The following is a 13,333-nucleotide window of genomic DNA, read 5'->3' on the forward strand; positions in this document are numbered from 1 at the left end:
GTAGTCACGGAACAGTGACCAGTGCTCCACGTGCCGTCCTGGCGGCGACCTTCGCCCCAGGACAGACGGCCGTTCCCGCCGCCAGACGGTTCACCATCGAGGTGATGACCGCCTGGGCCGCCGCGTCCGTCCTGGCGGTCGCCGAGCGACTGGCGGCAGACCTGTCGTCGCAGGTGACCGACGCCCCCTTCGAGATCGTCTGGAGCCATCTGGGCGACGGGCTGCAGATCGAGGTGCGCCACAAGCAGGCCCCCGACGGGAGCCCCGGCGCCCCGTCCGTACCAGTGGAGGAATGGGGTGTCACCTTCGCCGGTCAGCAGCGCACGCACTGGGCCAGGATCCGGCTGCCCGGCTCCTCCGGGCGGCCGTCCTCGGAGTGGACCGCCGAGGAACCCAGCCGCGGGCCTATTTGGATGGGTTTTCTCGCCGACGCCAGCGATCTGCTGGCGGGCACCCTCGATCCCGACATGGTGCCCGCGATCGTCTCGCAGATCGTGGTGCCGCGGCTGGCCACCTGGTGCGCCGTCTACACGTGGAGCAACGGCGGCGGCCCGCAACGCCCAGCCTACCTCTGGCACACCGACGAGCGCCGCATCGACGAGCTCAGGGAGGAGCTCGCCGAGGTCCAGATCCCGCAGACCGGCGGCTCCATGCAGCTCGGTGACTCGCAGGTGCTGATCATCCCGCTCCTCGCCCGCGGCCGCACGCTGGGCGCGATGTGCCTGGGGCGGCCCGACCGGTTCGCCGAGGACGTCTTCCAGTACGCCGAGGACATCGGCCGCCGCGCCGCGCTCGCCCTGGACAACGCCCTGCTGTACGCCACCCAGGCGGCGGCCAACCGGGCCCTGCAGCGCAGCCTGCTCCCTCCCGACGAGCCGGGCGAGATCCCCGGCCTGGACCCCGCGGTGGTCTACGAGCCCGCAGGGGAGACCAACGAGGTCGGCGGCGACTTCTACGATCTCTTCGCCGCCGGCGACGGCTCCTGGCGGTTCGCGGTGGGCGACGTCTGCGGGACCGGCCCCGAGGCCGCCGCGGTCACCGGCCTGGCCCGCCACACCCTGCGCCTGCTCGCCCGGGAGGGGTACGGGGTGGCGGCCGTCCTCGACCGCCTCAACCAGGCCATCCTCGACGAGGGCGAGCGCGCCCGGTTCCTGACGCTGCTGCACGGGGAGATCAAGCCCGTGCCGAGCGGCCTGGACGTGGCGATGGTCTCCGCGGGGCACCCCGAGGCGCTGCGGCTGAAGCCCAGCGGCGTCGTGGAGACCGTGGTGACCTCCCAGTCGCTGCTGGGCGTCTTCCCCGAGGCGACCTTCAAGGCGGAGCTCGTCCACCTCGACCCCGGCGACGTGCTCCTCGCGGTGACCGACGGGGTCACCGAGCGCCGCAGGGACGGGCGGCTGCTCGACGACGACGGGGGGCTGGCCAAGCTGCTGGCCGAGTGCGCGGGGCTGTCGGCGCGGGCGGTCGCCGAGCGGATCCGCCGCGCGGTCCAGGACTTCGCGCCCGAGCCGAGCGCCGACGACATGGCGATCGTGGTCCTGCGAGCCCGCTGACGGGCCTGACCTTTTTGCCCGCCCGCGGGCTTTCACGGTCGCGCGCGAGCTTTCGGGGCCGCCCGTCTGTCCGCCCGTGGGCTTTCGGGGCCGCCCGTTTGGCCGCTCGCGAGCTTCCGGGACTCGGGGCCGCCCGTGGGCTTCCGGGGCCGCGCGTGGGTTTCCGGGGGCGCCCGTCGCGGCACGGGGTCAGAGGTCGGTCTTCACGTGCTTCCTGGCGAAGTCCAGCTGGGCCGACATCTGCGCGATCCGCTCGGAGACGACCAGGGAGCCGTGGCCCGCGTCGTAGCGGTACACCCGGTGATCGTGGTCGCGCTCGGCGAGCCTGGCCACGTACGTCTCGATCTGCCCGATCGGGCAGCGCGGGTCGTTCTCCCCGGCGAGGATCAGCAGCGGGGCCTCGACCTGGTCGACGTAGGTGATGGGCGAGCTGTTCGCGTACCGCTCGGGCTGCTCCTCGGGTGAGCCGCCGAGCAGCGCGCGGTGATAGGAGCGCAGCGCCTCCGTCTCCTCGGCGTAGGCGGCGGTGTGGTCGGCGATCGGCACCGTGGCGATGCCCGCCGCCCACACCTTGGGCTGGGTGCCCAGGCCGAGCAGCGTGAGGTAGCCGCCCCAGGAGGCGCCGGACAGCACCAGCCGGTCGGGGTCGCTGACGCCGCGGTCGACCATGGTGTCCCTGACGGCGGCCACGTCGGCCAGCTCGATGTGCCCGACGTCGCCGTGCAGGGCGTTGCGCCAGGCCGAGCCGTACCCAGTGGAGCCCCGGTAGTTGACCCGCACGACCGCGAAGCCGAGGTCCACCCAGGCGGCCACCTGCGGCACGAAGGAGTCGTCGTCCTGGGCGGTGGGCCCGCCGTGCAGCAGGAAGACCGTGGGGAAGGGGCCGGAGCCGCGCTCGGGGCGGGAGACCAGGGCGTGGATGCGGCCGCCGGGCCCCTCCACGTCGACGTCCTCGACCGGGACCGACGGGGGCGAGGTGGGGCCGCCGTGGTTCATCACCACGTGGCCGCTGGTCGACCGGATCAGCGGCGGGTGGGCCCCGCTGGACCAGGAGTACTCGACGGAGCCGTCGGGGCGGGGCGCGGCGGAGTCGATCACGCCGTGCTGGGTCTCGATGGGGAAGAGGCCGCCGCCGGGAAGGTCGTAGCGGCTCAGGTAGGTGCGCCCCCGGTTGGCCCGCACGACGAGCAGCGAGCGGCCGTCGCCGTACCAGTCGGCGGTGATCTCACCCGGGTCGCGCAGCCAGATCTCCCGCTGGTCGCCGGTCTCGGGGTCCCAGACGAGGGGCTCGCGGCGGCCCCTGCGCTCGTGCAGGGTGAGCAGGCGACGGTCCCCCGACACCGGCGCGAAGCGCAGGCCGACGACCCCCTTGCCGGGCTCGTCGTGCAGGTCGCCGACGACGTCGCCGTTGCGCCGGAGCACCCGCAGGCCGGGGTGGCGGGCGTCGCCGCGCTCGCTGTGGCTGATCGCGATCAGCGAGCCGTCCAGGGAGACCGCGGAGACGGCCGCCGCCTCGGTGTGCTCGTAGATCGTCCGCGCGGGCTCGCCCGGCCGTACGAGATGGACGGTGAAGCCCTGGCCCGGCCTGGCCATGCCGATGACCGCGTCGCCCGTCGCGGAGAGCCCGAGCCCGGCGGGGAAGCCGGGGTCGAGGTCGACGGGCTGGTCGGGGCCACCGTAGAAGGGCTGGCGCATCCACCGGCCCCACTCGTCGCCGTCGGTGTCGTCGAACCACCAGATCCACTGCCCGGTGGGGTCGATCGCGCCGTGCGAGGTGCCCTTGGGACGCGAGGTCACCTGGCGGGTGGAGCCACCCGCGCGGTCCCAGGCGTAGACCTCCCACGCCCCCGAGGCGTTGCTGCGGTAGACGGACCGGCTGGGGGCCTGGCTCCCCCACACGGGTAACGTCGCGCGCGGCGCACGGAACCTGGCCTGCCAGCGCTCCTCCGCCTTCATAGTGCGCTTCCCTCCGTCAAGGCGTCAGCTTCACGCGTCCAGGCGCGGGCTCGCCGGATTGCGGTCCAGTATGTCGTCTTCACCGGCTAATTGCTTGAGTAATGTCGGGGAATTTCGGACTAAAAGTCACATCAGTAACAGGCGCCCCGAAGGGGGCTGTCAAGCACACAGCTTGCTCAGAGGTGGTGCTTAAAGATAGACATACGGAAAGAAGCCTCCACGAGGCACTTTTCTGGGAGTTCGGCGATCCTTCTTCGCATAACTTCCGTATCTGTATGCCAGGCGCTGGGTCCCATTCCCACGACCGCCTCGACCGCATCATGCCCCAGGGACATCTCGAACGCGAGGGTGTTCCGGCCGGTCTCGACGAAGTACTCGTTCAGGCTCTCCGCCACACGCCGCTCCTTCGAGTCGTCCACCGACAGGAGCCCCAGCCGCTCCACCAGTGGCGCGAGGTGCCGTGAGGTCGGTGTGACCACTACGAGCTCACCGTCCCCCTTGAGCACTCGTGCGAACTCTGCCCCATTTCTAGGGGCGAACACATTGAGGAGCACATCGATCGTGCCGTCCCCCAGCGGGAGCGGTCTCCACACGTCGGCCACCACCGCTCCCAGCCGGGGATGGGCCCGCGCGGCGCGCCTGATCGCGTGCTTGGAGACGTCCAGCGCCACCCCGGCGGCCCCCGGCAGCCCGTCGAGCGCCCGCGCGAGATAGTGGCCCGTACCGGCACCGGCGTCCGCGACCACCTTCGCGCCGGTACGGCAGGCGCCGGCGACCGCCTCGGCCAGCGGGGCGTAGTGCCCGGCGGCGAGGAAAGCGTCCCTGGCCGCCACCATGGCCGCGCTGTCGGCCGTTCCCGGCACCCGGGAGCCGGTCAGCAGGCTGACGTATCCCTGCCTGGCCACGTCGAAGCCGTGCCCCAGGGCGCACCGCAGGACCCGCTCCCCGAGTTCGAGGGAGCCCCGGCAGACCGGGCAGGCGAGGTGTTCGACGACATCGTCCAGCATCCCCCCATCATCTCGCGCCCCGCCGGGGCCGGGATGTCGCGCTGAGCCGGGGGAGTCAGGCTGAACGGGGAAGTCAGGCTCAACGGGGGAGTCAGGTGGTCTGCTGGATCTGCTGGAGGAAGGCCGCGTTGGAGGGGGTCTCGCTCAGCCTGCCGGTGAGGAGTTCCAGGGCCTGCTGCCGCTCCAGGCCGCCCAGCGTGCGGCGCAGCCGCCAGGTGAGCTGCCGCTCCCGGGGGTCGAGGAGGATCTCCTCGCGGCGGGTGCTTGAGGCGTCGAGGTCGACGGCGGGGTAGAGGCGCTTGTCGGCGAGGGCGCGGCTGAGGCGCAGCTCCATGTTGCCGGTGCCCTTGAACTCCTCGAAGAGGCTGTCGTCCATCCGCGAGCCGGTCTCGACCAGCGCGGTGGCGAGGATGGTGAGCGAGCCGCCGTCGCGCAGGTTGCGGGCGGCGCCGAAGAAGCGGCGCGGGGGGAGCAGGGCCGCGGCGTCGATGCCACCGGCGAGGGTGCGCCCGCCGCCGGGGGCGAGGTTGTTGTACGCGCGGGCGAGCCGGGTGAGGGAGTCGAGCAGGAGGACGACGTCGTGCCCGGCCTCGGCCAGGCGCTTGGCGCGCTCGACGGCGAGTTCGGCGACGGCGGTGTGGTCGCGGTCGGGACGGTCGAACGTGGACGCGGCGACCTCGCCGTGGACGGACTCGCGCATCTCGGTGACCTCCTCGGGGCGCTCGCCGACGAGCACGACCATGAGGTGGCAGTCCGGGTGGTTGGCGGTGACCGCGGCGGCCAGGTCCTGCAGGACCATCGTCTTGCCCGCCTTGGGCGGGGCGACGATCAGCCCGCGCTGCCCCTTGCCGACCGGCGTGAACAGGTCGACGACCCTGCCGGTCAGCGACCCGGTCTCCAGCCGGAGCCGGTCGCGCGGGTGGATCGGGGTCATGTCCGCGAAGTCGGGCCGGTGCCTCCAGGAGGTGGCGCCGTTCACGCTCTCCACCCCCTCCAGGCGCTCGTACGGGGCACGCGCGGTGGCCACGACGTGGTCACCGGGGCGCAGGCCGTACTCGGAGAGCTGGGAGTGGGGCACGCGGACGTCGCGCGGTGACGGCAGGTAGCCGCCGGTCCTGAGGTATCCGGTCCGGTCGCGGACGTCGAGCAGGCCGGTCACGGTCTCGGCGGGGGCGTCGTGTCCGGGAGAGCGTCCGGCGGGGGTATCGCGCTCTGAGGAGCGTGCGGGGGAGCGTCCGGCGGAGGTGTCGCGCTCGGAGGAGTGCCCGGAGGAGCGTGCGGGGGAGCGTCCGGCGGTGGCCGTGCCGGTCCGCCGGGGAGCTTTCCCGGGGGTGGTGCTCGCGTCGCCTCCGCGAGGGCGCGGCACCTTCTTGGCGGTGACTTTCTCGATGGTGGGTTCCTTGAAAACGGGTTCGGCGGTCATGGATGACCTTTCACGGGAGAAACGGGAGAAGAGGACCGCACGCCTGAGGCGGGAGCGGTGCCGAGAGAAAAGCGAGAAACGGGGGCGGATCCATCGCACGCGGCCTAGCCAGCGGTGCGTCACGCCCGGTATCACGGTAGCACCGTCGCCCCATCCCGAAAAGGAGAGCGGATGCTACATCAACCCATAACGGTCGCAGGGGTCGAGGTGTTCCCGCTGTGTGACGCGGTGGGGCCGATGGGCGACGCGATCCGGCGCCCGATGCCGCAGATGTTCCCCGGCGGCCGCCACGGCGAGTCGGACGAGTGGATCCTGCACTTCCACTGCTACCTGCTGCGCGACGCGGCGGGGCGCACGGTGCTCGTCGACACCGGCATCGGCCCCCGCGACTCGCCCGCGGCGAGCTGGGCCCCGGTGCCCGGCGCCCTGGGCGCGGAGCTGGCCAGGGTGGGGACGGCCCCCGAGGAGGTGGACGCGGTGGTCATCACGCACCTGCACAGCGACCACGCGAGCGGTGCGGTGGTCGCGGGGGCGCCGGTCTTCGCCAACGCCCGGCACGTCCTGCAGCGCGCCGAGATCGACGCGGCGGACGAGGCGGTCCTCGACCACGTCGTCCGGCCGCTGGGCGAGCGGGTGCAGGCGGTGGACGGCGGAACGGAGGTGCTGCCCGGCGTCCGGGTGCTGCTCACCCCGGGCCACACCCCGGGTCACCAGGTCGTCCAGGTCGGCGACCTGGTGCTCACCGGCGACGTGGTGCTGCATCCGGTGCAGCTGGAGGATCCGCGGGTGCCCTACCTCTACGACGCCGATCCCGAGCTGGCCGCCGCCACGCGCGTGGACCTGCTCGACCGGGTCAGGGCGGCGGGCGGGATGATCGCCACCGCCCACTTCGCGGAGCCCTTCACGAAGATCGCCTGAGCCGGAGTGCGTGACGGGCCCCCGCTGGACCGGGGCCCTTCACGAAGATTCCCCTGAACCGGGGCTCTTCGTGGGGCTTGTCCGGGCCGGGGCCCTTCGGCGGGCTCGCCCGAGCCGGGGTCTTGCCAGGGGGCGTCCGAGCCGGAGGCGTCCGTACAGGAGGGGGCGTTCGCGCAGGAGGGGGCGTCAGGAGCTCGTCCGGGCGGCCGGGAGCAGGCGCCGTCGTGCCTTGCCCCGGTAGCGGACGACCTGGACGGCGCCCAGCGCCCAGATCGGGTACTGGGTGGCGAACGCCCACCGGAAGGCGTCCAGGCCGGTGTCGCCCAGGAGGTCGAGGGTGACGCCGATCAGGGCGATCACCGCCACGGACGCGACGAAGCCGCCGCCGTTCACGATGCCGGTGGCCGCGCCGATCCGGGTGGCCGGGTTGAAGGTCCTGGCGTAGTCGAAGCCGATCATCGACCCGGGGCCGTTCGCCGCGAGCACCACCACGAGCGCCACCAGCAGCCAGAGCGGTGCCCGTCCCGGCCAGAGCAGCACGGCGGTCCACGCCCCGGCGGTGGTGCCGATCACGATGAGCACCATCCGGGAGCGGTGGAAGGGGAACCGCCCGGCGAGATAGCCGAGCAGCGGCCCGCACACCATGCCGCACAGGGTCAGCGTGGTCAGCAGCACTCCCGCCGTCGCGGGGGCCAGCCCCTGGCCCTGGACCAGGAACGGGTACCCCCACAGCAGCAGGAACGCCGCGGCCGAGCACTGGGTGGCCGCGTGGGTCCACATGCCCAGCCGGGTGCCCGGCTCCGCCCAGGCGGCCTTCAGGCTCGGTGGCTCCCCCGTACGCTCGGGGCGGGGGTCACGCAGCACCGTGACCAGAAGGAACGCGGAGACCAGGCCCAGGACGGCGCCGCCCAGGAAGGTCGGCGTCCAGCCGTAGGTGTGCAGGGAGTAGATGAGGGGCACCGCGGAGGCGATCGCGCCGAGCTGGCCGAGCAGGCCGGTGAGCTGAACCATCAGCGGGTTGCGACGGGCGGGGAAGGAGAGGCCGACCAGCCTGATCACGCTGATGAACGTCATCGCGTCCCCGCACCCGATCAGCGCCCGCCCGGCGATCCCCGGCAGCAGTCCCCCGGCCAGGGCGAAGACGAGCTCGCCGCAGGCCATCACCACCGCGCCCAGGACCAGCATGCGCTTGGAGCCGAGCCGGTCGACCAATATCCCGACGGGTACCTGCATGCCCGCGTAGACCAGCAGCTGGCACATGGCCAGGACCGAGAGCCCCGCCGAGCCGACGTCGAGCCTCGCCGCCGCCTCGATGCCCGCCACCCCCAGCGACTGCCGGTGGAAGACGGCGATGACATACGCAACCACACCCGTGGCCCAGAAGAAAATTGCCATGGACCGTGGTGTCATGGGGCAAATATTACTTTTTACGTGTTTTAGGAATGCGTTCGGGTCGGCGGAGGGCGCCGGGATCAGCGACGCGGGTAGCGGATGAGCAGGCTGGCGTGGACGTCCTGGTCACCGAGGACGGTGTACGCGTGCGGGACGTCCGACCGCCAGGAGACGTGCTCGCCGGGACCGGCCCGCAGGGGAGCCCCGGCCGGTCCGGCGCTGAGCGTTCCGGCGAAGACGGTCACGTGCTCGGTGACCCCCTCGTGGTGGGCGGGCGAGACCTGCGTCGTCCCCGCCCGGATCACCAGCCGGTAGAGCTCGTACGTCACCTTCTCGTCCTCGAAGACCTGGAGCAGGGTCCCCTCGACGGCCGTCCCGTGGACGACGGGCACCCCCTCGGTCCGCCCGCTCCCGTCCGCGTCCACCGGCGGCGGGGTGCCGACGGCCATCGCCAGGGGGACGCCGAGTTCGGCGGTGATAGCCCAGAGGGTCTCCAGGGTGGGGTTGCGGGTGCCGTTCTCCAGGCCGGAGAGCGTGGCCTTGCCGACTCCGGCGGCGCGGGCGAGGGCGGACAGGGAGATGCCGCGCTCCTCGCGCAACCCGCGAATCCGCCGCCCGATGCCGAGCGCGCCACCGTCCGCGCCGTCCGTGGCTGGCCTGCCGGGTGTGCCGGTGCTGGCGGTCGGCCCGTCGGATGCGCTGATGTCCGCGGCCGGTCTGTCGGATGTGCCGGTGTCCGCGGCCGGTCCGTCGAGCGTCCCGTCGTCCGCGGCCGGTCTGCCGGGTGTGCCGGTCTTCCCGGCGGGCCTGGGGCTTTGTGCTCCGGAGTCCATGGGGCTATCGTGCAGCACGAGAGCCGTTCCGTTTACGGAACGGCCGGTGCTCCCCCCCGAGGACGCGCCGGTGATCGGGCCGAGAGGCGAGGGAACGAGGAGAGGTCACCGGGGCGGGGCGTCCTCGTCGCGACGCGCCGACGTCGCCGTCAACGCGTGAGGAACGGAAATGACACGTCTGCTGCAACCCGTGCTGGCCGGAGTGGTGGCCGCGGTGGTCGGTTTCGCCAGCTCCTTCGCCGTGGTCCTGGCGGGGCTGCGGGCGGTGGGCGCCGACCAGCGGCAGGCGGCGTCGGGGCTGCTCGTCCTCAGCGTGGCCAGCGGCGCGGTGGCCGTCTGGCTGGGCCTGCGGCAGCGCGTCCCGATCGTCGGCGCCTGGTCCACCCCGGGAGCCGCGCTGCTGGTCGCGACCGGCGCCGTGGAGGGCGGGTTTCCCGTCGCGGTCGGGGCGTTCGCCGTCTCGGGACTCCTCCTCACCGCCGCGGGGCTCTTCCCCGCCCTGGGCCGGTGGATCGCGGCCATCCCCACGTCGATCGCCGGTGCCATGCTCGCCGGGGTCCTGCTCGACCTGTGCGTCGCGCCGGTCAGAGCGCTCGCCGAGATGCCGCTGACGGCGGGTCCCGTCGTGCTCACCTGGGCGCTGCTGAGCAGGTTCGCCCGCAAGTGGGCGATCCCGGTGGCCCTCCTCGTCGCGGTCGCGGCCATCGCGCTGACCGGTCCCGGGCTGGGCGCGGTGGACGTGCGGCCGGTGCTGGAGGTGACCGTCCCGGCCTGGAGCGCGCAGGCGATGGTCAGCGTCGCGCTCCCGCTGTTCCTGGTCACCATGGCCTCGCAGAACGTGCCGGGCATGGCGGTCCTGGCCGGATACGGCTACCGTCCCCCGCTGCGCGGGATCCTCGTCTCCACCGGCCTGGCGAGCACGCTGGGTGCTCCGCTGGGCGGCCACGCGGTGAACCTGGCGGCGATCAGCGCCGCGCTGTCCGCCGGGCCCGACGCCGACCCCGACCCGGCCCGCCGGTGGATCGCCTCGGTCTCCTCGGGCGTCACGATGATCGTCCTGGGGATCGGCTCGGGGCTGGCCACCGCGCTCGTGCTGCTCTCCCCGCCGCTGCTCGTCGAGGCCGTCGCCGGTCTCGCCCTGCTCGGCGCCCTCGTCTCGGCCATCGCCTCCGCCGTCGCCGACCCCGGGGCGAGGGAGGCCGCGGCCGTCACCTTCGTGGTCACCGCGTCGGGACTGACGCTCCTGGGCGTGGGCGCCGCCTTCTGGGGGCTCGTCGCGGGCGGGCTCATGACCCTCCTGCACCACCGCGGGAAATCCCCGGCGGACTCGGCGGACAGGGCCGTACCGGATCCGGAGGGGAAAGGCCCGGACACGTCTCAGCCGGTGCGACCCGAGGGGCGCACCGGCTGCGAGAGAACGTGACTACGTGAGTGACTAGCGGTGGTCAGAGCGGCCGTGGCGACCGGCCACCAGCTGGTCGGTGGAGGACTGACGGGGCACCTCGACCCGGGGGTGGGGCGCGGTGTCCTCGACGCGGTCGTCGACGCCGTCGCGGTCACGGTCGACCACGGGGGTCGTGGCCGTTGCGGGCGCGGGAGTGGCGGGAGTCGCTTCGAGCTTGCGCTCCAGCTCCCGCTTCTCCTCCTCCAGACGGGTGACGCGGTCACGCGCCTCCGTCCGCGAAGCGCGAAGGCTGCGACGCTTCGCGGCCGAGCGCCGCATACCGGAGAACATCATCCCCAGGCCGAGCAGGAGGACCGCTCCGGTGGCCACGCCCGCGAAGAAGAGTTCCAGCTGGGTGAACTGGAACAGGCGGTCGAACACGGTGAACGAAGCGGTGGTGGTCGATGCCGCGGTCTCATCCCAGGAAACCGCGATCACGGTCGCACCCGCGAGTACGATCAAGAGAAGTCCCAGCACTATCATGTGGCTACCACCTCAGGCTTTGGCTGCTGTGACTGCCACTGCTGCCCTGGGCGCGCGGGATTATTCATCGGATTCCCATGGTTGCCGGGGAATGTGAAGAACGAGCCGTCGCGGGACCCCACGAACATCGACGTCGTCGTCATCGGCGCGGGGCAGGCGGGGCTCTCCAGCGCCTACTTCCTGCGCCGGGCCGGGCTGGACTTCACCGTGCTCGACCGCTCCCCCCGGCCCGGCGGCGCGTGGCAGTTCCGCTGGCCCTCCCTCACCCTCGGCGCCACCCACCACGTGCACGACCTGCCGGGGCTGCCGCTGGGCGTCGCCGACACGACCCGGCCCTCGGCCGAGGTCGTCTCCGAGTACTTCGCCGCCTACGAGCGGGCCTTCGATCTGCCGGTACGCCGCCCGGTCGAGGTGCGGGCCGTACGGGAGGGCGTGGGAGGGCGGCTGCTGGTGGAGACCGGGGACGGCGACTGGTCGGCCCGCGCGCTGGTCAACGCCACCGGCACCTGGGACCGCCCGTTCTGGCCGCGCTACCCGGGCCAGGAGACGTTCCGGGGGCGCCAGCTCCACACCGCCGACTACGTGGGCCGCGAGGAGTTCGCGGGCCTGCGCGTGGTGGTGGTCGGCGCCGGGGCCTCGGCGATCCAGCTCCTGATGGAGATCGCGGAGGTCGCCACGACCACCTGGGTCACCCGGCGACCTCCCGCCTTCAGAACGGGGCCGTTCGACGAGAACCTCGGCCGCGAGGCCGTCGCCAGGGTCGACGCGCGCGTCCGGGCGGGGCTCGCGCCGGGCAGCGTGATCGGGGTGACCGGCTATCCGGTGACCCCCCGGGTGGAGGCGGCCATGGCGACGGGTGTCCTCGACCGGCTGCCGATGTTCGACAGGATCACCCCCGAGGGCGTGGCCTGGGACGCCGGGCCGGACGGACCCGCCCGGCTGGCCGGGGCGGACGTGATCCTCTGGGCGACCGGTTTCCGGCCCGTCATCGGCCACCTGGCCCCGCTGCGCCTGCGCGAGCCCGGCGGCGGCATCCGGGTCGAGGACACCCGGGCCGTCCTCGACCCGCGTGTCCACCTGGTCGGCTACGGTCCCTCCGCCAGCACCGTCGGCGCCAACCGCGCGGGCCGCACCGCCGTACGGCACATCCTCGGTCTCCTCGCCGCACCCGCCGGTTCCGGGGAGCCGGTCCCCTCCACGGCGGCGTAGGACCCGGTCGGCGCGGTGGTGTCGGCAGGGAGCGTCACGGGACCGGAAACGTGGATCTCCCGGAGATTCCGGGCCCTTCGCGGCGGGTCTAGGGTTGACGCCCATGGACCGCACCCGCCTGTATCGCAACGGCGTCCTGGAGGCCGAGGGCTTTCCCATCGACGACATCTCCGAGTACGTGGGGGACGAGTCCGCCGTCGTCTGGTTCGACCTCTGTTCGCCCACGCAGGCGGACCTGGCGAAGATCAGCGAGGAGCTGGGGCTGCACCCCCTGGCCGTCGAGGACGCGCTGCACAGCCACCAGCGCCCCAAGCTCGACACCTACGACAGCCACCTGTTCATCACCGTCTACGCGACGAACCTGGCGGACAAGGACAAGGGGATCGACTTCATCGAGGTCTCGATCTTCGCGACCAAGAACGCCCTGGTCACCGTGCGGGAGAATCCCGAGTTCGACATCGACGAGGTGATCAGGCGCTGGGACGCCAACTCCGCCATGGTCAGGTTCGGGGTGCCGTACCTGCTGCACGGGCTGCTCGACTACATCGTGGACGGCTACTTCGACGTGCTGCAGGGGGTGGACGACCGGGTCGAGGAGCTGGAGGACGACCTCTTCCAGGACAACCCCGGGGACATGCCGCACATCCAGCGGCGGACCTTCGAGATGCACAAGAAGCTGGTGCGCTTCCGGCGGCTGGCGGTGCCGACGCGCGAGGTCGTGGGCAGCCTGCTGCGCAGGGATGACGTCATGGACCCCAAGCTGGTCCCGTACTACCAGGACATCCACGACCACACCATGCGCACCGCGGAGTGGAGCGAGTCCCTTCAGGACCTGGTGAGCAACGTCCGCGAGGCCCACATGAACCAGCAGGGGTTCCGGCTCAACGACATCATGAAGAAGATCACCAGCTGGGCGGCCATCATCGCGGTGCCCACGATGATCACCGGTTTCTACGGGCAGAACGTGCCCTATCCCGGGTTCGACCAGTCGATCGGGTTCTGGACGTCCACGATCCTGATCGTCGTGGGCACCGTCCTGCTCTACCGGGCGTTCAACAAGCGCAACTGGCTCTGACCCGGCCCACCCCCCACACCGCTTACGGGGCCGGTCCCGA

11 protein-coding genes are annotated in these 13,333 nt (G+C 72.5%); 5 read left to right on the forward strand and 6 right to left on the reverse strand.

Annotated elements, in window-relative coordinates; genetic code table 11:
* Positions 1–14: 14 nt before the first annotated feature.
* Positions 15–1,553 (forward strand): PP2C family protein-serine/threonine phosphatase, encoded by a 1,539-nt coding sequence (locus ACFYWM_RS20290; RefSeq protein ID WP_389916817.1) that lies wholly within the window; start codon positions 15–17, stop codon positions 1,551–1,553.
* Positions 1,554–1,742: 189 nt separating this feature from the next.
* Here ACFYWM_RS20290 and ACFYWM_RS20295 read toward each other — a convergent pair whose 3' ends face one another.
* The 3 genes from ACFYWM_RS20295 to rho all read right to left on the reverse strand — a co-directional run bounded on the left by ACFYWM_RS20295 (position 1,743) and on the right by rho (position 5,939).
* Entirely contained in the window at positions 1,743–3,509 is a 1,767-nt protein-coding gene (locus ACFYWM_RS20295; RefSeq protein ID WP_389916819.1) for a S9 family peptidase, read from the reverse strand.
* 176 nt (positions 3,510–3,685) lie between these two features.
* Complete coding sequence (locus ACFYWM_RS20300; protein WP_389916821.1) at positions 3,686–4,516, reverse strand: putative RNA methyltransferase; 831 nt, start codon at positions 4,514–4,516, stop codon at positions 3,686–3,688.
* 91 nt (positions 4,517–4,607) lie between these two features.
* Complete coding sequence (gene rho, locus ACFYWM_RS20305) at positions 4,608–5,939, reverse strand: transcription termination factor Rho (RefSeq protein ID WP_389916823.1); 1,332 nt, start codon at positions 5,937–5,939, stop codon at positions 4,608–4,610.
* Between the two features lie 171 nt (positions 5,940–6,110).
* Here rho and ACFYWM_RS20310 point away from each other — a divergent pair, with 171 nt between their 5' ends.
* Positions 6,111–6,857 (forward strand): MBL fold metallo-hydrolase, encoded by a 747-nt coding sequence (locus ACFYWM_RS20310; RefSeq protein ID WP_389916825.1) that lies wholly within the window; start codon positions 6,111–6,113, stop codon positions 6,855–6,857.
* A 186-nt stretch (positions 6,858–7,043) separates the two neighbouring features.
* Here the strand turns inward: ACFYWM_RS20310 and ACFYWM_RS20315 are convergent, their stop codons facing one another.
* Together ACFYWM_RS20315 and ACFYWM_RS20320 are read right to left on the reverse strand one after the other, a co-directional pair.
* Positions 7,044–8,267 (reverse strand): nitrate/nitrite transporter, encoded by a 1,224-nt coding sequence (locus tag ACFYWM_RS20315; protein WP_389916827.1) that lies wholly within the window; start codon positions 8,265–8,267, stop codon positions 7,044–7,046.
* A 62-nt stretch (positions 8,268–8,329) separates the two neighbouring features.
* A complete protein-coding gene (locus ACFYWM_RS20320; RefSeq protein WP_389916829.1) occupies positions 8,330–9,082 on the reverse strand; it encodes a helix-turn-helix domain-containing protein in 753 nt (250 codons plus the stop codon).
* 169 nt (positions 9,083–9,251) lie between these two features.
* Here ACFYWM_RS20320 and ACFYWM_RS20325 point away from each other — a divergent pair, with 169 nt between their 5' ends.
* Positions 9,252–10,505 (forward strand): benzoate/H(+) symporter BenE family transporter, encoded by a 1,254-nt coding sequence (locus tag ACFYWM_RS20325; RefSeq protein ID WP_389916831.1) that lies wholly within the window; start codon positions 9,252–9,254, stop codon positions 10,503–10,505.
* A 12-nt stretch (positions 10,506–10,517) separates the two neighbouring features.
* On the opposite strand, the gene ACFYWM_RS20330 is transcribed toward ACFYWM_RS20325, so the two are convergent.
* Positions 10,518–10,964 carry a hypothetical protein gene (locus ACFYWM_RS20330; protein WP_389916833.1) on the reverse strand — a complete coding sequence of 149 codons (447 nt, stop codon included), beginning with the start codon at positions 10,962–10,964 and terminating at the stop codon, positions 10,518–10,520.
* A gap of 138 nt (positions 10,965–11,102) precedes the next feature.
* On the opposite strand from ACFYWM_RS20330, the gene ACFYWM_RS20335 reads away from it, so the two are divergent.
* Both ACFYWM_RS20335 and ACFYWM_RS20340 read left to right on the forward strand, forming a co-directional pair.
* On the forward strand, positions 11,103–12,218 hold the full coding sequence (locus ACFYWM_RS20335) for an FAD-dependent oxidoreductase (RefSeq protein WP_389916835.1): 1,116 nt from the start codon (positions 11,103–11,105) through the stop codon (positions 12,216–12,218).
* 103 nt (positions 12,219–12,321) lie between these two features.
* On the forward strand, positions 12,322–13,293 hold the full coding sequence (locus ACFYWM_RS20340; protein ID WP_389916837.1) for a magnesium transporter CorA family protein: 972 nt from the start codon (positions 12,322–12,324) through the stop codon (positions 13,291–13,293).
* Positions 13,294–13,333: the final 40 nt, after the last annotated feature.

Origin of the sequence: Streptosporangium sp. NPDC002721, assembly GCF_042888905.1 — a bacterium.
GTDB lineage: Bacteria > Actinomycetota > Actinomycetes > Streptosporangiales > Streptosporangiaceae > Streptosporangium.